Genomic DNA, 22,926 nt, shown 5'->3' with positions numbered 1-22,926 from the left:
CACCATGTCCGCCCCCGAACACCTGCCGGAAATCGACAACGGCCTGCTGCGCTTCATGACCTGCGGCAGCGTCGATGACGGCAAAAGCACGCTGATCGGCCGCCTGCTGTACGACAGCAAGACCATTCTTGCCGACACGCTCCAGGCCATCGAGAAAACGTCGAGCAAACGCGGCCTGAGCGCCGTCGACCTCTCGCTGCTGACCGACGGCCTGCAAGCAGAACGCGAGCAAGGCATCACCATCGACGTGGCCTACCGATATTTTTCCACCGGCCGGCGCAAATACATCATCGCCGACGCGCCCGGTCATGAGCAGTACACCCGCAACATGGTCACCGCCGCATCCACCGCCAACCTGGCCATCATTCTGGTCGATGCGCGCCGCGGCGTGCTCACCCAGACCCGCCGGCATTCCTATCTGGCCAGCCTGGTCGGCATTCCGCATCTGGTGGTGGCGGTCAACAAAATGGATCTGGTCGATTACGACCAAACCGTCTTCGAGCGCATCCGCGCCGACTATCTCGCCTTTGCCGACAAGCTGGGCATCCGCGATCCGCACTTCATCCCGATCTCCGCGCTGGTCGGCGACATGGTGGTCGAACGCGGCGCGCACCTGGGCTGGTATGACGGCCCCACCCTGCTGGAATTGCTCGAAACCACGCCGGCGGCCCACACCGAGCAGGCCGAGGATTTCCGCTTCCCGGTACAGTTCGTCTGCCGCCCGCAGGATGCGGCCAACCCGGCACTGCACGACTACCGCGGCTTCATGGGCCGGGTGGAGTCCGGCGAAATCGCGGTCGGCGACCCGGTTACCGTGCTGCCTTCGGGCGCCACCAGCCGGGTAAGGGCCATCGAACTGGGCGGCGTGCCCATGGAACGGGCCATCCATGAGCAATCGGTCACCCTGCTGCTGGAAGACGAAATCGACATCTCGCGCGGCGATTTGATCGTCAAATCCAGCGAAGCGCCCGAGCCGGTCAAACAGATCGACGCCACCGTATGCTGGCTGTCGGAAACCCCGCTGTCGCCGGCGCGCACCTATCTGGTGCGCCATACCACCCGGGAAGTGAAGGCCAAAGTGACCAACATCGCCTATCGGGTCAATGTCAATACGCTGGCGCATGAACAAGCCAGCCAACTGGCCATGAACGATATTGCCCGCGTCACGCTCAAGCTCGCCCAGCCCATCGTGGCCGACCGTTACGCCGACAACCGTGCCACCGGTGCCTTCATCATCATCGACGAGAGCACCAATAACACCGTCGGCGCCGGCATGATTGGCTGATGACGCCCACGGCGCGGGGCGGACGCAGGCGCGTTCCGCCTCGGCGCCGGTCAACCATTGCCGTGACGCCCGCCAGGGTCTCGCAGCCCGGCTGAGCGCTTGGGGCTCAAACCAGCACCAGCGCCAAGGCCACCGGCAGAAAAACCAGCGCGGCCAGATTGCCCAACAGCACCATCGAGGCGACTTTGTCCGGCTCCTGGTGATAGCGCTCGGCAAAGATGTAGTTCAGCACTGCTGGCGGCAGGGCGCCAAATACCAGCATCAAAGCCTGCTCATCCGGCTGCAGCGGCACCCACTGCATCACCGTCCAGGCCAGCGCCATACCCACCAAGGGACGCGCCACCGCGGCATACGCCCCCAACCCGAGCGACGAAATACGCGATTCCTGCAACCGCACGCCGAGCGCGAACAACATCAACGGAATCGAGATGTCGCCCAGCATCTCGATGGCGATCATCAGCGGCGGCCACACCTGCACACCGGCAATACCCACGGCCAGGCCGACCATCGTCGCCAGCACAGACGGCACCCGCCATACCGTCCACAGCTTGATGCGGCGATCCAGCAGCCAGGCACCGAAGGAAAAATGCAGCAGGTTGGACACCATGAACATCACCACCGCCGGGGCCAGGGCCGCATCGCCAAAGGCCAGCACCGCCAACGGCAGGCCCAGGTTGCCGCAGTTGTTGAACATCAGCGGCGGCACCAAGGTCTTGGGCGCCACCCCGCTCAACCGTGCCAGCCCCCAACCGGCCAGCCCCGAGCCGACCACCACCGCCAAGGTGGCAAAGGTCAGCGGCAGATAGGCGCCGATATGAAATTCTTTGTTGGCCAGCGCGGCAAACACCAACGCCGGCACGAACACATCCATGTTGAGCTTATTGGCATGCGACAGATCAGGCTTGAGCCGCCGACCGACGAAATAGCCCAAGGCGGTGATGGCAAACAGCGGAAAAAGAATGGCAACGATGCGAATCAACATGAGCGGCGTCGGTCAAAGGCGCCATGCGTGCAGCACATTGGGTCTTGGAAAACGCCTCGCCCGAGCGCGCATCGACGCCAAAAAACATTCCTCTATGGATGATCGCATTGAAGCATCGTTGACGCGCTACAAAAACCGGTCCAGCAACCGGCGGCTGTGCCGGTCGAGTTCCAGCGGACGGCGGATCAGATACTGCACCCCGTGGCTGTCCTGGATCAGCAGCACGTCGCGGGCCAGGCGCCGGATGTCCTCCTCGCCCTTGAGCACGAAGCGCGTGATGCCGCGGTCCGTCTCCACCGTCCACGTGCTCGGCGTGGCAAAGGCGCTGACCTCCAGCAGCCGCCGGATCACCGGGGTGAATTCGCGCTCCCGTAACGCCTCCTCGATCAACGCACGCGTCGGTTCGTCCACCTCCGCCAGCGATGCGATGAACGCCACCTCGTGCCCGTCCGGGCCGACCAGCGACACGTAGCGGTCTGGCGCTTGGATCGGGAACGCCCGCACCGGCACGACGCCCTCGACCCATTCGCCGCCGGGCGCGCGCCACGCGAGCCGACCCAGCGGGGTGCGGCGCAGCGTCAACGTGGGGTTCGGTTCTGCCTCGGTCGTCATCGCGTCAGTCCTTCAGCCATTCGCGCTCGGCTTCGGCCTGCCGCGCCTGCGCCTGATACAGGCGCCAGTACGCGCCCTGCCGCGCCATCAGCTCGTCGTGGGTGCCCTCCTCCACCTTACGGCCCTTGTCCATCACGACCAGGCGGTCCGCCCGGCGCAGCGTGGAGAGGCGGTGCGCGATGGCGATCGTCGTGCGGCCGCGCACGAGGTTGTCCAGCGCTTTCTGGATCTCTTTCTCGGTTTCGGTGTCCACGCTCGCCGTGGCCTCGTCGAGGATCAGGATGCGCGGGTTGATCAACAGGGCGCGCGCGATGCTGATGCGCTGGCGCTCGCCCCCGGAGAGCCCCTGCCCGCGCTCGCCCACCAACGAGTCGTAGCCTTGCGGCAGGCGCAGGATGAACTCGTGCGCGTGCGCGGCGCGGGCGGCGGCGATGATCTCCTCGCGCGTGGCGTCTGGCTTGCCGTACGCGATGTTCTCGGCGATGGTGCCGAAAAAGAGGAACGGCTCCTGCAGCACCAGGCCGATGTGGCGGCGGTAGTCGGCCACGCGCAGGCGGCGGATGTCGACCCCGTCGACCAGAATGTCCCCTTCGGCCACGTCGTAGAAGCGGCAGATCAGGTTGACCAGCGTGCTCTTGCCCGAACCGCTGTGGCCCACCAGCCCGATCATCTCGCCCGGGCGCACCTCGAGGTCCAACCCCTGAATGACCGTGCGGTTACCGTAGCGGAAGCTCACATTGCGCAACTGGATGTGCCCGCGGACCTCCGGCAACGGCACCGGGTCGACGGGTTCCGGAACGCTGGAGACGTGATCCAGGATGTCGAAGATGCGCTTGGCACCGGCGGCGGCCTTTTGCGTGACCGAGACGATGCGGCTCATCGAATCGAGCCGGGTGTAAAACCGCCCGATGTAGGCGAGGAAGGCCGTGAGCACGCCCACGGTGACCGAGCCGCGCGCGACGAGCCAGATGCCAAAGCCCCACACCACCAGCAGGCCGATTTCGGTCAGCAGCGACACCGTCGGTGAAAAGAGCGACCACAGCCGGTTGAGCCGGTCGTTGACCTCGAGGTTGTGGCGGTTGGCGTCGCGGAAGCGCTGCGCCTCGCGCCCCTCCTGCGCGAACGCCTTGACGACGCGGATGCCGGGGATGGTGTCGGCGAGCACGCTGGTGACCTCGGCCCAGACACGGTCGATCTTCTCGAACCCGGTGCGCAGCCGGTCGCGCACGACGTGGATCAGCCAGCCGATCAGCGGCAGCGGCAGCAGCGTGGCCAACGCCAGCGTCGGACTGATCGAAAACAGGATCACCGCCGTCATCAGGATCATCAGCACGTCGGTGGCGAAGTCCAGCAGGTGCAGCGACAGGAAGATGTTGATGCGGTCGGTCTCGGAGCCGATGCGCGCCATCAGGTCGCCGGTGCGCCGGTTGCCGAAATACTCCAGCGACAGGCCCAGCAGATGTTCATACGTCGTCGTGCGCAGGTCGGCCCCGATGCGCTCGGACACCAGCGCGAGGATGTAGGTCTTGGCCCAGCCCAGCCCCCACGCGAGCAGCGCCGCGCCCAGCAACCCGCCCAGCAGCATCGCGACCAGGCCGACGTCGATCGGCTGCCCGTTCTGGTACGGGATCAGCACGTCGTCCATCAGCGGGATCGTCAGATACGGCGGCACGAGCGTCGCGGCGGTGGCCGCCAGCGTCAGCAAAAAGCCCGCCAGCAACTGCCAGCGGTACGGGCGCGCGAAGCGCCACAGGCGCAGCAGCGTCAGCGTCGATGGGGGCGTGTGGACCACCTGCGCGCACACCGCGCACTCGTCATCCTCCGGCTCCATCGGCGCGTGGCACACCGGGCAGTGCAGTGGTGCCGCCTCCTGCGTGGGCGGTTCGCTGCCCGCGGCCTCGCGCACCGCCTCGAAGCGCTCGATCAGCCGTCGGGCCGCGACCTGTCGGCCGAGGGTGTAGCGCCACACCGCGAGCCGCTCGGCCGGCTGACCATCGCGCGCCTCGCGCACCAGCTCCAGCGCGGCCACGCCGTTGTGGTCGCTCACCCACAGCGCCAGGCCGGACTCGATCGGCCAGCATCGCGGTGCCGCTTCCGGGGCGTCCGCCCAGCACAGCGTCCGCCCGGCGATCCACAGCAGCCCGTCGCGGAAACGCAACTGCGCATCCAGATCGACCTGCAGCCACACACCCTCCTCTCCCGCGGCGGTCGGTGTCTGCTCGACAGCGCGACGCCACGCGGCCGGCAACCCGGGCCAGGCCGTCGTAAGAGAGGGGAAGGACGGATAAAGCATATTGTGGCTTGATTGGCGCATCTGCACTTGCCGGCCGATCCCTCATAATACGAACCTCGTCCGCCGGCGTTCGGGCTCGGCATTCTACGACCCGCGCGGCCGGAAGTGTGGCCGCGTACAGCGGAAAAAAGCCTTATCTCGATCATCCTGACCATTTCATGTCGCACAAGACCATCCGGATCCTGCGCATGCAACACCTGCGCGGGCCCAACCTCTGGACCTACCGGGCCGCGATCGAGGCGCTCATCGACATCGGTGAACTCGAAGACAGCCCCTCCAACACCATCCCCGGCCTGTACGAGCGCCTGACGGCGTGGCTGCCCGGGCTCGTCGAGCACCACTGCGGGGTCGGCGAGCGCGGCGGCTTTCTGCTGCGGCTGCGCGAGGGCACGTGGCCCGGCCACATCATGGAGCACATCGCCATCGAGCTGCTCAACCTGGCGGGTATGGCGACGAGCTTCGGGCAGACGCGCTCCACGTCCCGGCGCGGGGTGTACAAGCTCGTCATCCGGGCGCGGCAGGAGGAAGTCGCCCGACAGGCGCTGCTGGACGCGCGCGACCTGCTGATGGCGGCCATCGACGACCAGCCCTACGACGTGGCGGCGGCCGTCAAGCGGCTCAAGGGCCTGATCGACCGCCACGCGCTGGGGCCGAGCACCGCGGCCATCGTCGATGCGGCCACGGCGCGGCGCATCCCCCACATCCGGTTGACGGAGGGCAACCTGGTGCAGCTCGGCTACGGGGCGCGGCAGCGCCGGATCTGGACCGCCGAGACCGATCGCACCAGCGCCATCGCCGAGACGATCTCGCGCGACAAGGACCTGACCAAACGCCTGCTGGCCGAGTGCGGCGTGCCGGTGCCGGAGGGGCGCGTCGTCACCAGCCCCGACGATGCCTGGGAAGCGGCGCAGGACATCGGCCTGCCGGTCGTCGTCAAGCCGGTGGACGCCAACCACGCGCGCGGCGTGTCGCTCGACGTGCGCACGCGCGAGGAGGTCGAAGCCGCCTACGCGCTGGCCGAGCGCGAGGGTTCCGAGGTGATGGTCGAACGCTACATCCGCGGCCATGAACACCGGGTGCTGGTCATCGGCGGGCGCGTGGTGGCGGCGTCGCGCGGCGAGCGGGCGGTGATCGTGGGCGACGGCGTGCACACGGTGCGCGAGTTGATCGAGCGCGACATCAACAGCGACCCCCGCCGCGGCGAGGAGGAGGAGTTCCCGCTCGACACGATCCGCCTGCCGGAAAACCGCGATGTGATGCTGGAGCTGCGCCGCCAGGGCCTGACGCCCGAGAGCGTGCCGGAAGCCGGCCGCGAGGTGCTGGTGCAGCGCACCGGGTTGCTCACCGACGACGTCACCGACCTCGTCCACCCGGACGTGGCCGAGATCGCCGGGATCGCCGCGCGTGTCGTGGGGCTCGACATCGCCGGGATCGACCTGGTGGTCGAGGACATCGGCCAGCCGCTGGCGGCCCAAGGGGGCGCGATCGTCGAGATCAACGCGGGGCCGGGGCTGTTACCACACCTCAAACCGGCCAACGGCAAGCCGCGGCCGGTGGGTGAGGCGATCGTCGAACACCTGTTCCCGGGGGATGAGGACGGCCGCATCCCCGTGGTGGGCATCACCGGCACACGCGAGACGACCGCGCTGGCGCTGCTGGTGGGGGCGCTACTGCAACGCAAAGGGCCGGCCACCGGCGTGTCGTGCGGCGGGCGGCTGTATCTGCAGATGCACCCGATGGACGCGAACGTTCCCTCGGATTGGGAAGCCGGTCAGCGGATACTGATGAACCGTTGCGTCGAAGCGGCGGTGATCGAAACCTCCCCGCGCTGCATCCTGGACGAGGGGCTGCCGTACGACCGCTGCCTGGTGGGCGTGGTGACCGACGTGCCCGAACCGCAGGGATTGGAGGACCACGACATCCGCACGCGCGACGACATGCGCAAGGTGCTGCGCACGCAGGTGGACGTCGTGCTGCCCCAGGGCTGCGCCGTGCTCAACGCCGACTGCGAGATCTGCGCGAGCCTGGCCGAGTTGTGCGACGGCGACGTGTTGCTCTACAGCACCGATCCGCGCCACGCCCTCGCGGAAGCGCACATCGCCGATGGCCGCCGCTTCCTCACGCTCGAGGGTCAGCAGGTGGTGTTGCTGCAGGGCAGCCGGCTCACGCCGCTCGCGTCGCTCGAGCAACCGGGTGTCGCGGCGTTGTTGGGCCGCATTGGCGTGACCACGCTGCTCGCCGCGCTGGGCACGGCCGTGGCGCTGGACCTGCCGGCCGAGCTGATCCGCGCCGGCATCGAGACCGCCGCGCCCCTGCTGGACACCCTCTGAACCTCCTACCGCCCTACCTGACCCATCGCCATGGACATCATCCGCCTGCGGGCCCTGCGCGGCCCCAACCTGTGGAGCCGCTACACGGCCATCGAAGCCACCGTCCGCTGCGAGCCGCCCGAGCTGGATCTGCATCAGCTTTCCCACTTCGAAGAGCGGCTGCGCGAACGCTTTCCGGAGCTGGGCGTGCTGCCGGAACCGACCGCGGACGGCGTGGTCACGATGGCGCACGCGCTGGAGATCTGCGCCCTCGCGTTGCAGACCCTGGCGGGCTGCCCGGTGAGCTTCAGCCGCACCGTAGCCGCCCCGGAGGCCGGGGTGTATCAGGTCGTGGTCGAATACACGGTCGAGGAAGTCGGCCGCCTGGCCTTCGAGACCGCCGTGGCGTTGCTACAGGCCGCGCGTGATGACCGGCCGTTCGACACGCCGGGCGCGATCGCGCGCCTGAAGGAGCTGGACGAGGACCTGCGCCTGGGTCCCTCCACCGGCTCCATCGTGGAGGCGGCCGTGGCGCGCGACATCCCCTACCGGCGCCTGACGACGGGCAGCCTCGTGCAGCTCGGCTGGGGCAGCAAGCAGCGCCGCATCCAGGCGGCGGAGTGCGACACGACCAGCGCGATCGCCGAGTCGATCGCCCAGGACAAGGAGCTGACCAAGAAGCTGCTGCACGCGGCTGGTGTGCCGGTGCCGCTCGGGCGGCCCGTGCGCGACGCCGAAGACGCGTGGCGCGCGGCGCAGGAGCTGGGGGGCGCCGTCGTCGTCAAACCCCGCGACGGCAACCAGGGCAAAGGCGTGACGGTCAACGTCCAGACGCGCGAGCAGGTGCTGGCGGCTTTCGAGGCAGCCAGCCACTACGGCAGCGAGGTGATGGTCGAGCGCTACCTGCCCGGCATCGACTTCCGCCTGCTGGTCGTCGGGCGCCAGCTCGTGGCGGCCGCCCGGCGCGATCCGCCGCTGGTCATCGGCGATGGCGTGCACACGGTGCGGGAACTCGTGGACGCGGTCAACGCCGATCCGCGCCGCGGCGACGGGCATGCCACGCCGCTGACCCGCATCCGGCTCGATGACATCGCCATCGACCGGCTCGCGCAGCAAGGTTTGACGCCCGATTCGGTGCCGCCGCGTGGCATGCGCGTGGTGCTGCGCAACAACGCCAACCTCTCCACCGGCGGTACCGCCACCGACGTCACCGACGAGGTGCACCCGCTCGTCGCGCAGCGGGCGGTGGCCGCCGCCGTCACGGTGGGGCTGGACGTGTGCGGCGTGGACGTGGTGTGCCAGAGCGTCGTGCAGCCGCTGGAGGCGCAGCAGGGCGGCATCGTCGAGGTCAACGCCGCCCCGGGGCTGCGCATGCACCTGAGCCCTTCGTTCGGCAAGGGGCGCAACGTCGGCAAGGCGATCATCGACCACATGTTCCCGCCGGGCGAGGATGGCCGCATTCCCCTCATCGCCGTCACCGGCACCAACGGCAAGACCACCACCGTGCGGCTGACCGCGCACCTGCTGCGCCAGCGCGGCTGGCGCGTGGGCTTCACCGACACCAACGGGGTGTACGTCAACGGCCGGCAAATCGACAGCGGTGACTGCAGCGGCCCGAAGAGCGCGCGCCGGGTGCTCGCGCACCCGGATGTGGACGCGGCGGTGCTGGAGACCGCGCGCGGGGGCATCCTGCGCGAGGGGCTGGCGTTCGACCGTTGTCAGGTGGCGGTCGTCACCAACATCGGCACGGGTGACCACCTGGGCCTGAACTACATCACGACCGTGGAGGATGTCAGCGTCCTCAAACGCGTGATTGTGCAAAACGTCCCGGTTGGCGGCATGGCGGTGCTCAACGCGGCCGATCCGCACTGCGTGGCGATGGCGGAGTTCTGCGCCGGGCAGATCACGTATTTCGGCCCGTCGGCCCACCATCCGGTGATCGCCACCCACCGGGCGTTGGGCAAGCGCGTCGTGTTCGTGGAAGACGGCCACATCGTCGCGGCCGAAGGCGGGTGGCAGGTGCGAGTGCCGCTCGCGCAGATCCCGCTGACCGAAGGGGGGACACTCGCGTTTCAGGTGGACAACACCATGGCCGCCATTGCCGCGGCCTGGGCCGTCGGGGTGCCGTGGGAGGCGATCGCGCGCGGGCTGGAAACCTTCACGTCGGATGCCCACACCGTTCCCGGGCGCTTCAACCGGTTCACCTACCGCGGTGCGACGCTGATCGCCGACTACGGCCATAACCCGGACGCGATCGCCGCGCTGTGCCGCGCTGTCGAGGCGATGCCGGCCGGCAAGCGCGTGGTGGTCATCAGCGCCGCCGGCGACCGGCGGGATCAGGACATCGTGGATCAGGCCCGGCTGGTCGGCCAGGTGTTCGACGAAGTGGTGTTGTTCGAAGACGCGTGCCAGCGCGGCCGCGCCGACGGCGAGGTCATCGCGCTGCTGCAGCAGGGCCTGCAGGACGCGCCGAAGACCCGCTGGCAAACGGCCATCCGCGGCGAGTTCGTGGCGATCGACACGGCGCTCGCGCGCCTGCAGCCGGGCGATCTGTGCCTGATCCTCGTCGATCAGGTGGAGGAAGCCCTGGCGCACATCGCGCGGCGGGTGGCGGAAACCCCCGAGGCGGCTGCAGCGGCGAGCTGAGCCGACCGATCGCGTTCCACGTTCGCATCCGGACCGATCCGCGTTGCTCCCTACCGGCGCCTACAGCACGTAGCGGGCAAGGTCCTCCCGTTGGGCGAGCATGTTCAAGCGGGCGTCCACATACGCGGCGTCGATGTTCACACGGCCGGATCCGGCTTTGCCGGCCTCGAAGGAGACCTCTTCGAGCAGCTTCTCCATCACGGTGTACAAGCGGCGCGCACCGATGTTTTCGGTGCGCTCGTTGACCTGGCAGGCAATTTCGGCCAACCGGCGGATGCCGTCGGGGGTAAAGGTCAGCGTGACCCCGTCGGTTTCCAACAGGGCCTGATACTGGCGTACCAGGCAGGCATCGGTTTGCGTGAGGATGCGCTCGAAATCCTCCACCGACAAGGAATCGAGTTCCACGCGAATCGGGAAGCGGCCCTGCAATTCTGGAATCAAGTCCGAAGGCTTGGACAAATGGAAAGCACCGCTGGCAATGAACAGAATATGGTCGGTGCGGATCATGCCGTACTTGGTCGACACCGTGGTGCCTTCGACCAGCGGCAGCAGGTCGCGCTGTACGCCCTGGCGGGAGACATCTGCGCCATGCACATCGCTGCGCGCGGCAATTTTGTCGATTTCATCCAGAAATACGATACCGTTCTGCTCGACTGCCCGCACCGCGGCCGCCTTGATCTCCTCATCGTTGATCATGCGTGCCGCTTCCTCGTCGGCCAATAGTTTGAGTGCCTCGGCGATTTTCAGCTTGCGCAGCTTTTTCCTGCCGCCGCCGAGGTTCTGGAACAGGCCCTGAATCTGCTGGGTCAGCTCCTCCATGCCGGGCGGCGCAAAGATTTCGGCCTGTACCGGGGTGGCGGCCACCTCCAACTCGATCTCCTTGTCGTCCAGCTCGCCCTCGCGCAGCTTTTTGCGGAATTTCTGCCGTGTGGCGTTATCCGCAGCCGGCGCGGCCTCGGCGTTGAGGCCCAGCGGCCGGGCCGGCGGCAACAAGGCGTCGAGCACCCGGTCCTCGGCGGCATCCATCGCCCGGTCGCGCACCGCGCGCATGGCGCGTTCGCGCCCATCTTTGACGGCGATTTCCACCAGATCGCGGATGATGGTATCGACATCGCGTCCGACGTAGCCCACCTCGGTGAATTTGGTCGCCTCGATCTTGATGAAGGGCGCATTGGCCAAGCGCGCCAGGCGACGGGCGATTTCCGTTTTGCCCACGCCCGTAGGACCGATCATCAGGATGTTTTTGGGCGTGATCTCGGTGCGCAGCGGCTCGGCCACCTGGGCCCGTCGCCAGCGGTTACGCAGCGCAATGGCCACAGCCCGCTTGGCGCGCGCCTGACCGACGATATGCTTATCGAGTTCGGAGACGATCTCCGGCGGGGTCATCTGAGTCATATTGATCAGCGCTGGACAGCACCGCGCCGTCGGGCGCTCAACCGAGCGTCTCGATGACGTGGCTATGGTTGGTATAAATGCACAGGTCGGCCGCGATGGCGAGCGATTTGCGCACGATCTCCTCCGGGTCGAGCGCGGTGTTCTCGACCAGTGCGCGCGCCGCCGACTGGGCAAAGGCACCGCCGCTGCCAATGGCTACGATGCCCTGTTCCGGCTCCAGCACATCGCCATTGCCGGTGATCACCAGCGAATGCTCACGATCTGCCACCGCCAGCATGGCTTCCAGGCGACGTAACATGCGGTCGGTTCGCCAGTCCTTGGCCAACTCTACCGCGCTCCTCAGCAAATTGCCCTGGTGCTTTTCCAGCTTGGCCTCGAAACGTTCGAACAGGGTGAAGGCATCCGCCGTACCGCCTGCGAAACCGGCCAGGATGCGGTCTTGATAGAGCCGACGCACTTTGCGCGCGGTCGCCTTGATGACGATATTGCCCAGCGTGACCTGGCCATCGCCACCGAGCGCGACGCGCTCGCCGCGCCGCACCGACAAGATGGTCGTGCCGCGATATTGTTCCATGGAGTCTTTCCTGCACAGGGCCTTCCCGGCCCGGATTTGCGAAATGCCGCCGCAGCGCTTCAGTTGCGCAAAGTGACCTGCGCCACTTGGTCCACACCCATCACTCGCAGCAATGCGGCAACCATGGCATTGACCTTGTGCAACACTACCAGCTTACCTTGCGCCTGGAGGGTAGCGAGAATATTGAACAGCGTGCCGGCACTGACAAAGTCCATGCGGCGCAAATTCGAACAGTCCACATCCACCCGTTGCCGCTCGGCCGCATAAGCCGCGAGCTTGCGGATGCCCTCTGCCTGCGCACCGGCGATTTCGCCTTCCAGACAAAAACCGTCGGGCGTCTTTTCCGCGTCCGCGTCGACTTGGGTCGCGCTCATCGCCGCCTGCGCCTTGGGCATCCAGGACGGCGGCGACTCTTCGAAGGTGATGGCGTAATCGACCGCAAATTGCTCAAAGCGCTCCTGTTCGCCGGCATACTGCAGCATCTCCAGCAGCAGCAGCCAAGCGTCGCGGTTTTCAGCCCGTCCCGCGGCAATCTGCCCTTCGAGCATATTGACCAATTGGCTGGGCTTGAGTACCGAGACTTTCACTCGGTCGGCCGCAAGCGACTGCAACAACTGCAGGAACAATCTGCAACCGTCTTCATCTACCGAGCGCAGACGGCTCAAGTCGATGCGGATCGCGCCGCTTTTGCGCCCGATGACGCCGATTTGCTGGAACTGGGCTGCCGCCTGCCCGGTGAGCTTGCCCGACAGGTTGATCAACGGAGCGACATCGCTGCGCGGCCGCGCGGCTTGACTGGACAGGTCTTCCCACGGCGGGGGCGAACGCTCAAAACGGGTGGCGTAATCGAGTACGCGCGATTCGAAGCGCTCACGCTGCCCAGTGAGCTTGTACAGGTCGAGCAGCATCATCCACAGCCCTTCGCCGGCCTGAGCAGACGGGCCATCCAGCACCGCGTTGAGTACCTTCTCGGCATCCTCCACGTTGCCGTTGGCGTACAGCACCGCGGCTTCTTCAAAAGCCGCACCGACACCGGAATCCATTTCCTGTACTTCGACCAGGCCGGCACAGCGGGCGAGCGCATGCGCCGCATCGCCCGCGGTGAAATCGAGTGTAGACAGCTCTGTCGGCGGAGCCGCCGGTCGCTGCGCCCCACGCTCGGCGCCAGGCGCGCCGGCCGAGCCGGTGCCGGGCGAAGGCTTCTTGCCGAAAAATGGAAGAACCACGGTCTGACCTATACCTTACTGAACCCTGTGCCTTGAGCCCGGATATCCATTTTGCAAACCGGCCCTCGAGGGCCGGCACAAGCCTTGGCAGGCCGCTTTGCAAGCCGCTCTGGCGCTGGCGCTCCGACGAACAGCCCGGACTCAGCCCACCGCCCGGACCCAGACTCGGACGGCAGGTGGGCTGCAAGCATAGCATCATCGGCACCGCGCTGGGTCAGCGAGAACTCAAGATACGGGCGCAATTCACACTTTGCGCCGCCTATTCGGCGACGTTTGCGCCAGCTTACCTTTTGAGAGCATTTCGGCGCGCCCGGCCGTTGGCTCGATGCTGCGCCGACGCATGCCTCGGCTAGAATTCGGGCGATGCAAACCAGCCCGCCTTCAGCGCCCCGCAAAGCCTCGCCCTTGACAACGTTCATGCCCGACCAGACGTGCTTTACCTGGCCGATCAGGGTCTACTATGAGGACACCGACGCCGCCGGAGTGGTGTATTACGCCAACTACCTGCGCTTTTGCGAGCGCGCACGCACCGAATGGCTGCGTGCGGCCGGTTTCAGCCAGCAGCGCTTGATCGACGAGCGCGGCCTGGGCTTTGTGGTGCGCTCGCTCAGCGCAAAATACCGTCGCCCGGCCGTGCTCGACGACGCCCTTGAAGTGGTTTCTCACATCGACTCGCTGGGCCGCGCCAGCATTGACTTTGTGCAGCGCATCATGCGCGGCACCACTTTGCTGTTCGAAGCCCGTGTGGCGCTCGCCTGCGTCGATCTTGCGCAAGCTAAACCCGTCGCCCTGCCGGAGGATGTCAGGGCCCAACTCTGCCGTTTCGTTTCAGCATGACCGTCACACAAGACCTCTCCATCGTCAGCCTGATTGCCCAGGCCAGCGTCCTCGTCCAGCTCGTCATGGCCTTGCTGGGCGGCCTGTCGCTGGTATCCTGGTACTGGATTTTCCGCAAGCTGTTTCAGATCCGCTCGGCGCGTGCAAAAACCGCGGAGTTCGAGCGTGATTTCTGGAGCGGCGGCGATCTCAACGCCCTGTTCCAGTCGGCCAACGCCGCACGTCACCACAGCGGCGGCATGGAGCGCATCTTCGAGGCGGGTTATCGCGAATTCACCAAGCTGCGCGCCAAAAGTCATGACCACGATGCCATCATCGAAGGCGCACGTCGTGCAATGCGCGCAACCTACCAACGCGAAGTGGATGACTTGGAAGCCCATTTGGCTTTTCTCGCCTCAGTTGGCTCGGTATCGCCTTATATCGGCCTGCTCGGCACCGTGTGGGGCATCATGAACGCCTTTCGCGGACTGGCCAACATGAGCTCGGCCACGCTCTCGCATGTTGCCCCCGGCATTGCCGAAGCCCTGGTGGCCACCGCCATCGGCCTGTTCGCCGCCATTCCGGCCGTGGTCGCCTACAACCGCTTCGCCCATGACATCGACCGGATCAGCATCCGCTTCGAGAGCTTCATGGAAGAATTCTCCAATATCCTGCAGCGCCAGCTGCGCTGAGGCCGCGGGAGGTTTTCAATGCGTCAGCGCCGCCTGATGAACCAAATCAACGTCGTGCCCTACATCGACGTGATGCTGGTCTTGCTGGTCATCTTCATGGTCACCGCGCCAATGATTCAAACCGGCACCATCGATGTGCCCACTGCCGGGCAATCCGCCCGCCCGCCCGCCGAAGCCATGATCATCGAGGTCGCGGCCGACCGCAGCCTGGCGGTCAAACGCTCGGCCAACAGCACGGCACGCAAACTCAGCGACCTGGAGTTTCAGCGGTTTCTGCGCGAAACCCTGGAGACCAATCCGGAGCAATCTTTTCTGATTGCCGCCGACAAAACCCTGCCTTACCAAAAGGTGGTCGATGTGCTCGAAGCGGTGCGCCGTGCCGGTGTGCGCAAGGTGAGCCTGCAGACCGCAAGCAGCCAATGAACGAGTACCTTTCCCAGCGTGAGCCGCCGCCGGGCAAATGGGCTTCGCTCGCCCTGGCCGTGGCTGTGCATCTTGCGCTGTTTGCCTTTTTGTTCTTCGGCCTGTCCTGGCAAAGCAAAGAGCCCGGCAGCCTGGAGGTGAACCTGGTCGCCGCCCCCCCGGCGGCCAAGGTACAGCCATCCCCGCAACCCAGGCCCGAGCCGCCAAAGTCCGAACCCAAGCCAGAGCCAAAACCCGAGCCCAAACCCGAACCGAGGCCGGAGCCGAAGCCGCAAGCCAAGGCTGAACCACGGCCTGCGCCCACGCCCAAAGTCGAGCCCAAGCCTCAACCCAAGCCGGAGGTCGCCACCAAGCAGCCCAAACCGGAGCCCAAACCGGAGCCCAAGCCCGAGCCGAAGCCTCAACCCAAGCCAGAACCCAAACCAGAGCCGAAACCTCAACCCAAACCTGAGCCCAAGCCGCAGCCCAAGCCTGAACCGAAACGGGTCGAACCCACGCAGCCGGACTATTTGAAAGAAATGCTCGAAAGACAGACCCGCGAGGCCGAGCTGACGCGCATGCTGCGCGCCGAAGAGTCCCGCCTGGCCGCTGCGCGCAACGCCGCCGCAGCCGACGCTTACCGGCTTGCCATCGCCACCAAGGTGCGTGGTAATCTGCTGCGCCCGCCGGGGCTGCAAGGCAACCCTGAGGCAGTGTTCATGGTGGATCAACTGCCCACCGGCGAAGTCATCAACGTGCGTCTGGTGCGCTCCTCGGGCATTGCCGCGCTGGACGATGCCATCGAGCGCGCCATCCGCCGCTCCAGCCCACTGCCGCTGCCCACGGACAGCGCCTTGTTCGAACGCACCCTTGAACTGAAATTCCGGCCGCTGGAAGACGACTAATGTCGGTCATTGATATACAATTTGCCGCCTTTGCCGCCATGATCAAGACACTTCGCACCCTCCGCCTCGTTGTCGCCGCGCTGGCCATGGCTGTCGCGGCCGCCGCCCACGCCCAGCTCTCGATTGAGATCACCGGCGCGGGCGCCAACCGCATACCGGTGGCCATCCCCATTTTCGAAAGCGAAAGCGCCCTGCCGCGCGGCATCACCGACGTAGTCCGCGCCGACCTGGAACGCAGCGGATTGTTCAGCTTGGTCGACATCGGCCCGGTTGCCCTACCCGAATCCGTCGTGCCCGATTTGGCAGGTTTTCGCAGTCGCGGTGCGGACGCCATCCTCACCGGCACCGTGGTGCCCTTGCCCGACGGCCGCTTCGAAGTGCGCTTCCGGCTGTTCGACACGCAGCGCCAAATGGAACTGGGCGCTCAGGCCCTGCGCATGACCCCGCAGCAAAACCGCACCACCGCGCATCGCATTGCCGACTTCGTGTACGAAAAACTCACCGGTCAGCCGGGTTACTTTGCCACCCGTATCGCCTACGTGGTCAAAAACGGCGCGCGCTACGAGCTGCAAATCGCCGACGCGGACGGCGCCAACGCACAGGCGGCGCTGATCTCGCGCGAACCGATCATTTCCCCGGCGTGGTCGCCAGACGGACAGCGGCTGGCGTACGTATCGTTCGAAGCCAAAAAACCCATCATCTACATCCATACCCTGGCCACCGGTCAACGCCAGGTGGTGGCCAACTTCAAGGGCTCCAACTCGGCGCCGGCCTGGTCGCCCGACGGCCGCCAGCTTGCAGTGGTGCTCACCAAGGACGGTCTGTCGCAGCTTTATTTGATCAATGCCGACGGTTCCGGCCTGCGCCGGCTTGCGAGCTCGGCCGGTATCGACACCGAACCGGCGTTCTCCCCGGATGGTCAGTGGATTTACTTCACCTCCGATCGCGGCGGCAGTCCGCAGATCTACCGTATTCCTGTCGCGGGCGGCGCCGCCCAGCGGGTGACTTTCGAAGGCAGTTACAATGTCACACCGCGCCCGTCCCCGGACGGTCGCACGCTCGCCTATGTCACCCGCAACAACGGCCGCTTCCAGGTGGCCGTACTCGACCTTGCCTCGCGACAGACCATGATCCTCACCGATTCGGCGCGTGACGAATCGCCCAGCTTTGCGCCCAATGGCCGTATGATTCTCTATGCCTCCGACAACGGCGGGCGGGGAGTCTTGGCGGCCGTCTCGGCCGATGGGCGGGTCCGTCAGCGTCTGTCGGTAGAGGCCGCCGACGTGCGCGAACCCGCTTGGGGTCCGGCGCCGCGGCCATAACAGTGCTGTAACCAAACTGCTGTCTCACACAATGAAAAACGGAGAATACTCAATGAAGAAACTCATCCTGCCCGCACTGCTGGCTTCTCTGCTGGCTGCCTGCAGCACCACCGGCACATCCGACACCAGCAGCGCCGCTGTCGAAGACCGCGCTGGTGCAGGCGTGGCCACGGTGACCGCCCCCGGTGTTTCCGGTAGCGGCATTGCTGCGCTGACCGATCCGAACAACATTCTGTCCAAGCGCAGCGTGTATTTCGACTTCGACAGCTTCGTCATCAAGCCCGAGTTCAACAAACTGATCGAAGCACACGCCCGCTTCCTGGTGCAAAATCCGCAGATGAAAATGCTGATCCAGGGCAACACCGATGAGCGCGGCAGCCGCGAATACAACCTGGCGCTAGGCCAGAAGCGTGCCGATGCCATTCGCCGTGCGCTGACCCTGCTGGGCGTGTCCGAGTCGCAGATCGAATCGGTCAGTCTGGGTGAAGAAAAACCGCGCTGCACCGAAAGCAACGAAGCCTGCTTTGCGCAGAACCGCCGCGGTGACATGCTCTACTCGGGCGAATTCTGATGAAACGCCTCGTTCCGCTGGCCGCCCTGCTCATCCTGCCCACTGTCGCCTCCGCTCAGTTGTTCGGCGGCGGAGAGACTCAACGTCAGCTCGACGCGCTGCGGGAGAATGTCAACCAGCGGCTCGAGGCTAGCAGCCGCGCGCAGCTCGAACTGTCCTCTCAGAACGAGCTGCTGCGCGCCGAGGTCGCCCGCCTGCGCGGGCAGATCGAAGTGCTGATGCACGAGGTCGAATCGCTCAAACAGCGCCAGAAGGACTTTTACGTCGACCTGGACGATCGCCTCAGACGGCTGGAAGCGCCCGGTGGCGCGGCGCCTCAATCGGCCGCCGACCCTGCGGCCGAATCGGCCGAATACGAAGGGGCGCTGAATCTACTCAAAGCGGGTCAATACCGCGAAGCCTTGGCCGCCTTGAACGCATTTATCGCCAAGTACACCCAAAGCAGCTTTCTGCCCGGAGCACACTTCTGGGCCGGCAATGCTGCGCTGCAAGCCAAGGAAGTGGCCGCTGCCAGCAATCACTTCAACACCGTTCTGGCACGCTGGCCGGCCGACACGGTCGCCCCGGACGCCATGTTGGGGCTGGCCAACAGCCAGCAGGCGCTGGGCGATGCCAAAGCTGCGCAACGCACCCTGCAAGCGCTGGTCGAACGCTATCCAGAAAGCACTGCCGCTAAAACCGCCCGCCAACGCCTGGGCATCCGCTAGCCGGCCATGAACACAGCCCCCGGGCGCAATACACGGCTGCGCCTGACTGAAATCTTTGCCTCGGTGCAGGGCGAATCGACCCGAGTCGGCCTGCCCACCGTGTTCGTCCGCCTCACCGGCTGTCCGCTGCGCTGCGTGTGGTGCGACACCGCCTACGCCTTCAGCGGCGGGCAGTTCTACCCGATCGACGACATCGTGCGCCAAGTGACCGCTTTTGGGCTACGCCATGTATGCGTCACGGGCGGCGAGCCGCTAGCCCAGCAGGGCTGTTCGACGCTGCTCACCGCGCTGTGTGACGCGGGGTTCGACGTGTCGCTGGAAACCAGCGGCGCGCTCGACATCTCCACGGTCGATCCACGTGTGGCGCGCATCATGGATCTCAAGGCCCCCGGCTCGGGGGAAGCCGCCAAGAACAGGTGGGCAAACATAGACCAGCTGCGCCGCAGCGACGAGATCAAGATCGTAATTGCCGACGAAGCCGACTACGCCTGGGCGCGCGAGCAGATCGCTACGCACCGGCTGACCGAGCGCTGCGAAGTGCTCTTCTCCCCGGTGGCTGGACAGCTCGACCCGGCGCAGTTGGCGGAGTGGATCGTGCGCGACCGCCTGCCGGTGCGCTTCCAACTACAACTGCACAAGGTGCTTTGGGGCGACGCCCGCGGCAAATGAGCCGGTGGCAGCCTGCATCACCGACACCAACGACCATGGAACAAACCCCTCGCGCCGTCGTCCTGCTCTCCGGCGGCCTCGATTCGGCCACCTGCCTTGCCATCGCCCGCGACATGGGCTTTGAATGCTATGCCCTATCGGTGGCCTATGGTCAGCGCCACGCGGCCGAATTGACCGCCTCCAAGCGGGTGGCTGACGCCTTGGGCGCCCGCGAGCACCGTCTGGCCCGGGTCAACCTGGGCCAGTTCGGCGGCTCGGCACTGACCGACCCGGCCATTCAGGTCCCCGAAGACGGTGGCGGCAACGGCATCCCGGTCACCTATGTGCCGGCGCGCAATACCGTCATGCTGTCCATTGCCCTGGCCTGGGCCGAAGTGCTCGACGCGCGCGACATCTTCGTCGGGGTCAATGCAGTCGACTATTCCGGCTATCCCGACTGCAGACCCGAATTCATCCGCGCCTTCGAGGCTATGGCCAACCTCGCCACCAAAGCCGGCATCGAAGGCGCCCGGCTGCGGATTCATGCCCCTTTGATCGAACTGTCCAAGGCCGAGATCATCCAGCTCGGCACCCGTCTGGGCGTCGATTACGGCATCACCGTGACCTGCTACCAGGCCGACGAACAAGGCCGCGCCTGCGGACGCTGTGAAGCCTGCCGCCTGCGTCGTGCAGGCTTTCAGGCCGCAGGCATCGAAGATCCGACCCCTTACCAAGGGCGTGACGGCTGATCCCGCTTGGATCGAGCCACACGCCACAGGCGCCAAGCGCTGAGCAATCGGTTTTCCAATAGAATCCGGGTGCTTCCGGATCGAGCATACCCGCCATGGAACAACCCGTCGTGGCCTCCTCCACCATTGCTTGGCTGGCCTTCGCCCTCGGCGTAGTCTTTGGCGCAGTCGGCAACAAAACCCATTTCTGCACCCTGGGCGCGGTCTCCGACGTAGTAAACATGGGCGATTGGCGCCGCATGCGGATGTGGATGCTGGCCATTGCGGTGGCCATTATCGGCACCTGTGCGTTGCAATTGGCCGGCTTGGTCGATGTGTCCAAATCGATCTACACCGGCAGCCGGCTGCGCTGGCTGTCCCATGTGCTCGGCGGCCTGGCTTTTGGCGTCGGCATGACCCTGGCCTCGGGTTGCGGCAGCAAAACCTTGATCCGCCTCGGCGGCGGCAACCTCAAATCGCTGGTGGTGTTCGTCTTCCTCGGGCTGGCGGCCTCTATGACGCTGCGCGGCGTGTTTGGCGTGTGGCGGGTGCAATGGCTCGATAGCATGGCGGTCGAACTTGACTCGGCTCAACACCTGCCGGCCCTGCTCGCTGCCGGCGGCATGGCACCGGAACGCGCCCTGTTGCTGGCCACCACGGTGGTCGGCGGCCTGCTGCTCGCCGCCGCACTGGCCCACCGCGAAGCATGGCGCGCCGATATCCTGCTAGGCGGCACGGTCGTGGGACTGTTGGTGGTCGGGGGCTGGTATGTCACCGGCCATATCGGCTATGTGGCCGAACATCCGGAAACCCTGGAGGAAGCCTTCATCGGCACCAACAGCGGCCGGGCCGAGTCTTTTTCCTTTGTTGCCCCGCTGGCCTACACACTGGAACTTCTAATGCTGTGGAGCGACGCCAGCCGCATCGTCACCTTCGGCATCGCCGGCGCGCTTGGCGTGGTAGTCGGCTCGGCACTCTTGGCGCTCACGACCCGCAGCTTCCGGATCGAGAGCTTCCGTGACGCCGGCGATCTGATCCGCCACTTGTTGGGCGCGGTGCTGATGGGCTTTGGCGGCGTCACCGCCTTGGGCTGCACCATTGGCCAGGGTGTGAGCGGTATATCCGCGCTATCGCTGGGCTCGATGCTCACCACCTTGTCGATTATCGCCGGCGCAGCGCTGACGATGAAGGTGCAGTATTGGCTGTTGCTGCGAAATGCTTGAGCACGGCGCCACACCGCACACTGCGACGCGCAAAAAAAGAAGCGCCAATACCCTCCAATGTCCGCCAATATCCGCTATTGACGGCAAATCCCGCCTCGTCTAGAATTCGGCCCTCTTTGGCGGGTCGTTAGCTCAGTTGGTAGAGCAGCGGACTTTTAATCCGTTGGTCGCAGGTTCGAATCCTGCACGGCCTACCATCGCAGCATTCACGCAAGATTGAATGCGACAGATGCGGGGGTATAGCTCAGTTGGTAGAGCAGTTGACTCTTAATCAATTGGTCCTAGGTTCGAGTCCTAGTGCCCCCACCAGCAAATTCAAGCAAAAAGGCCAATCCTGAAGGGTTGGCCTTTTTGCTTCTTGGCTTCGTTAGATTTTGTGGCGGCGCGCGATCTTTGACACCGATTTGCGCGCGGGGCCACTTTGTGACTTATTGCACCACCCGCCCGCCGTCGCCGAGCATGGCAAAGTCGACGTAACTGGAACCCGACCGGCCCGGCTGACCAAAATCGAGTACAAAGCCGCCGAGATCCACCTTGCGCATGGCCTGCAGGTTCTTCACAACCGCCGCAGGGGTCGGAACGCCATCCGCTGCGGCGCTCTGCAGCGCATGGACCAGCGCCTTGGCGGCGATGAAGCCTTCGATGGATCGCGCCGAAAGATCCGCGTCCTTGCTCTGGTCGCGCAGGCGCAGGTATTCGAGATTGAGCGCGATGGTGCGCTGAGTCTCCAGCGGCAACACCACCGAGAAGGCGAAGCCGCGTGCACCATCCGGCCCGAGTTTGGCAAGCAGCTGACGGGTATCGATGATGGACATGCCGTATAGCATTGCCAGTCCGCCACCCTCACGGTACTGGCGCACGAATTCGATCGCCGCCGCCGTGGTGGCGCCGAGTAAGACCACCTGCGGCCCCGCCTGTACCATCGCGCTGACCGCCTCCCCAACCTCCACGGTGTTGCGCGGATAGCCTGCGCGGGCGGCTAATTCTATGCCATGGCTGCGCGCGACCGCATCGGCGCCGGCGATCACGTCCTGGCCGAGCGCATCGTCCTGGTACACCAACCCAACGCGCTTGATACCCAGGCCCGCCAGATTGGCGAACAGGCGGTTTATCTCCTCGTGATAGCTCGCCTTGATGACGAACACGTTTTTGCCGGCGATAACGCTGGAAGCGCCGGACACCGCGCCGACCAGTGGCACGCCGCTCTTTTGCAACACGCCGTCGGCGATCAACGCCTCCAGGTTGGTAGTGCCCACGGTGCCAATCAGCGCCACCGGCGATTCCCCGGCGATCAGCTCGCGCGCCAGCGCCACGGTCTGCGCCGCCTGCTGTGCATCGTCGCGGGTGACCAGGCGGATCTTCATGCCACGCACACCGCCTTGCGCGTTGACATGATCGACGTAGAGCTTCACCCCGGCATGGATCGCCCGTCCGGTGACCGCCTGCGGGCCGGAAAACGGCGCCACCTGACCGACAACAATCTCCCGCCCCTGAGCGGCTAGCTCGAACGGAAGGCAGAAAGCGAGCAAACTGGCAACGACGCTGAAGCTACGGATTATTCCTGACATGGCCGATCATCTAGCGAAAAAC

At 65.7% G+C, this 22,926-nt stretch carries 20 protein-coding genes and 2 tRNA genes; 15 read left to right on the top strand and 7 right to left on the bottom strand.

Features of this window, described 5'->3' with window-relative positions; translation table 11 throughout:
- The first annotated feature begins 4 nt into the window (after window positions 1–4).
- Window positions 5–1,285: a sulfate adenylyltransferase subunit CysN gene (gene cysN / locus DIE29_RS00495; RefSeq protein ID WP_102043041.1), complete on the top strand. Its 1,281-nt coding sequence runs from the start codon at window positions 5–7 to the stop codon at window positions 1,283–1,285.
- Between the two features lie 106 nt (window positions 1,286–1,391).
- On the opposite strand, the gene DIE29_RS00490 is transcribed toward cysN, so the two are convergent.
- The 3 genes from DIE29_RS00490 to DIE29_RS00480 form a co-directional block, all read right to left on the bottom strand.
- Window positions 1,392–2,267 carry an AEC family transporter gene (locus DIE29_RS00490; RefSeq protein WP_102040534.1) on the bottom strand — a complete coding sequence of 292 codons (876 nt, stop codon included), beginning with the start codon at window positions 2,265–2,267 and terminating at the stop codon, window positions 1,392–1,394.
- Between the two features lie 126 nt (window positions 2,268–2,393).
- Entirely contained in the window at window positions 2,394–2,879 is a 486-nt protein-coding gene (locus DIE29_RS00485) for a cyanophycin metabolism-associated DUF1854 family protein (RefSeq protein WP_102040533.1), read from the bottom strand.
- 4 nt (window positions 2,880–2,883) lie between these two features.
- Entirely contained in the window at window positions 2,884–5,067 is a 2,184-nt protein-coding gene (locus DIE29_RS00480) for a cyanophycin metabolism-associated ABC transporter (RefSeq protein WP_237269477.1), read from the bottom strand.
- Between the two features lie 212 nt (window positions 5,068–5,279).
- Here DIE29_RS00480 and DIE29_RS00475 point away from each other — a divergent pair, with 212 nt between their 5' ends.
- Together DIE29_RS00475 and cphA are read left to right on the top strand one after the other, a co-directional pair.
- Window positions 5,280–7,502, top strand: a complete 2,223-nt coding sequence (locus tag DIE29_RS00475; protein ID WP_237269476.1) for a cyanophycin synthetase — start codon at window positions 5,280–5,282, stop codon at window positions 7,500–7,502.
- A 30-nt stretch (window positions 7,503–7,532) separates the two neighbouring features.
- The gene (gene cphA, locus DIE29_RS00470) at window positions 7,533–10,127 is read left to right on the top strand and encodes a cyanophycin synthetase (RefSeq protein ID WP_108079385.1); all 2,595 of its coding nucleotides are present in this window, start codon (window positions 7,533–7,535) and stop codon (window positions 10,125–10,127) included.
- A 60-nt stretch (window positions 10,128–10,187) separates the two neighbouring features.
- Here cphA and hslU read toward each other — a convergent pair whose 3' ends face one another.
- Genes hslU through DIE29_RS00455 form a run of 3 tightly spaced genes read right to left on the bottom strand, consistent with a single transcriptional unit; the run spans window position 10,188 to window position 13,322 of the window.
- Complete coding sequence (gene hslU / locus DIE29_RS00465; RefSeq protein ID WP_102040530.1) at window positions 10,188–11,522, bottom strand: ATP-dependent protease ATPase subunit HslU; 1,335 nt, start codon at window positions 11,520–11,522, stop codon at window positions 10,188–10,190.
- A 37-nt stretch (window positions 11,523–11,559) separates the two neighbouring features.
- A complete protein-coding gene (hslV, locus tag DIE29_RS00460; RefSeq protein ID WP_102040529.1) occupies window positions 11,560–12,096 on the bottom strand; it encodes an ATP-dependent protease subunit HslV in 537 nt (178 codons plus the stop codon).
- 59 nt (window positions 12,097–12,155) lie between these two features.
- The gene (locus DIE29_RS00455; protein WP_205409752.1) at window positions 12,156–13,322 is read right to left on the bottom strand and encodes an STAS domain-containing protein; all 1,167 of its coding nucleotides are present in this window, start codon (window positions 13,320–13,322) and stop codon (window positions 12,156–12,158) included.
- A 417-nt stretch (window positions 13,323–13,739) separates the two neighbouring features.
- On the opposite strand from DIE29_RS00455, the gene ybgC reads away from it, so the two are divergent.
- From ybgC to DIE29_RS00395, 12 genes are all read left to right on the top strand, one after another.
- Window positions 13,740–14,159 (top strand): tol-pal system-associated acyl-CoA thioesterase, encoded by a 420-nt coding sequence (gene ybgC, locus DIE29_RS00450; protein WP_102043038.1) that lies wholly within the window; start codon window positions 13,740–13,742, stop codon window positions 14,157–14,159.
- The gene (tolQ, locus tag DIE29_RS00445; RefSeq protein ID WP_102040528.1) at window positions 14,156–14,830 is read left to right on the top strand and encodes a protein TolQ; all 675 of its coding nucleotides are present in this window, start codon (window positions 14,156–14,158) and stop codon (window positions 14,828–14,830) included. Before ybgC ends, tolQ begins: the two co-directional genes overlap by 4 nt.
- Window positions 14,831–14,848: 18 nt before the next feature.
- The gene (gene tolR, locus DIE29_RS00440; protein ID WP_102040527.1) at window positions 14,849–15,253 is read left to right on the top strand and encodes a protein TolR; all 405 of its coding nucleotides are present in this window, start codon (window positions 14,849–14,851) and stop codon (window positions 15,251–15,253) included.
- Window positions 15,250–16,137 (top strand): energy transducer TonB, encoded by an 888-nt coding sequence (locus DIE29_RS00435; RefSeq protein WP_102040526.1) that lies wholly within the window; start codon window positions 15,250–15,252, stop codon window positions 16,135–16,137. Before tolR ends, DIE29_RS00435 begins: the two co-directional genes overlap by 4 nt.
- 38 nt (window positions 16,138–16,175) lie before the next feature.
- Window positions 16,176–17,459 carry a Tol-Pal system beta propeller repeat protein TolB gene (tolB, locus tag DIE29_RS00430; protein ID WP_102043037.1) on the top strand — a complete coding sequence of 428 codons (1,284 nt, stop codon included), beginning with the start codon at window positions 16,176–16,178 and terminating at the stop codon, window positions 17,457–17,459.
- Between the two features lie 52 nt (window positions 17,460–17,511).
- The gene (gene pal, locus DIE29_RS00425) at window positions 17,512–18,030 is read left to right on the top strand and encodes a peptidoglycan-associated lipoprotein Pal (RefSeq protein WP_102040525.1); all 519 of its coding nucleotides are present in this window, start codon (window positions 17,512–17,514) and stop codon (window positions 18,028–18,030) included.
- Complete coding sequence (ybgF, locus tag DIE29_RS00420) at window positions 18,030–18,737, top strand: tol-pal system protein YbgF (RefSeq protein ID WP_102040524.1); 708 nt, start codon at window positions 18,030–18,032, stop codon at window positions 18,735–18,737. Before pal ends, ybgF begins: the two co-directional genes overlap by 1 nt.
- A 6-nt stretch (window positions 18,738–18,743) precedes the next feature.
- On the top strand, window positions 18,744–19,406 hold the full coding sequence (queE, locus tag DIE29_RS00415; protein WP_114648894.1) for a 7-carboxy-7-deazaguanine synthase QueE: 663 nt from the start codon (window positions 18,744–18,746) through the stop codon (window positions 19,404–19,406).
- A 35-nt stretch (window positions 19,407–19,441) separates the two neighbouring features.
- Window positions 19,442–20,134, top strand: a complete 693-nt coding sequence (queC, locus tag DIE29_RS00410; protein WP_114648893.1) for a 7-cyano-7-deazaguanine synthase QueC — start codon at window positions 19,442–19,444, stop codon at window positions 20,132–20,134.
- Window positions 20,135–20,229: 95 nt separating this feature from the next.
- The gene (locus DIE29_RS00405; protein WP_114648892.1) at window positions 20,230–21,336 is read left to right on the top strand and encodes a YeeE/YedE family protein; all 1,107 of its coding nucleotides are present in this window, start codon (window positions 20,230–20,232) and stop codon (window positions 21,334–21,336) included.
- 121 nt (window positions 21,337–21,457) lie between these two features.
- A tRNA-Lys gene (locus DIE29_RS00400) sits at window positions 21,458–21,533 on the top strand.
- A 36-nt stretch (window positions 21,534–21,569) separates the two neighbouring features.
- A tRNA-Lys gene (locus DIE29_RS00395) sits at window positions 21,570–21,645 on the top strand.
- 119 nt (window positions 21,646–21,764) lie between these two features.
- Here DIE29_RS00395 and DIE29_RS00390 read toward each other — a convergent pair.
- On the bottom strand, window positions 21,765–22,904 hold the full coding sequence (locus tag DIE29_RS00390) for an ABC transporter substrate-binding protein (RefSeq protein ID WP_114648891.1): 1,140 nt from the start codon (window positions 22,902–22,904) through the stop codon (window positions 21,765–21,767).
- Between the last annotated feature and the right edge of the window lie 22 nt (window positions 22,905–22,926).

Source organism: Pseudothauera hydrothermalis, assembly GCF_003345255.1.
In the GTDB taxonomy this organism is placed as follows: Bacteria; Pseudomonadota; Gammaproteobacteria; order Burkholderiales; family Rhodocyclaceae; genus Pseudothauera; species Pseudothauera hydrothermalis.
The sequence above is the reverse complement of the archived record's forward strand: the minus strand, read 5'-3'. Positions and strand labels throughout refer to the sequence as shown.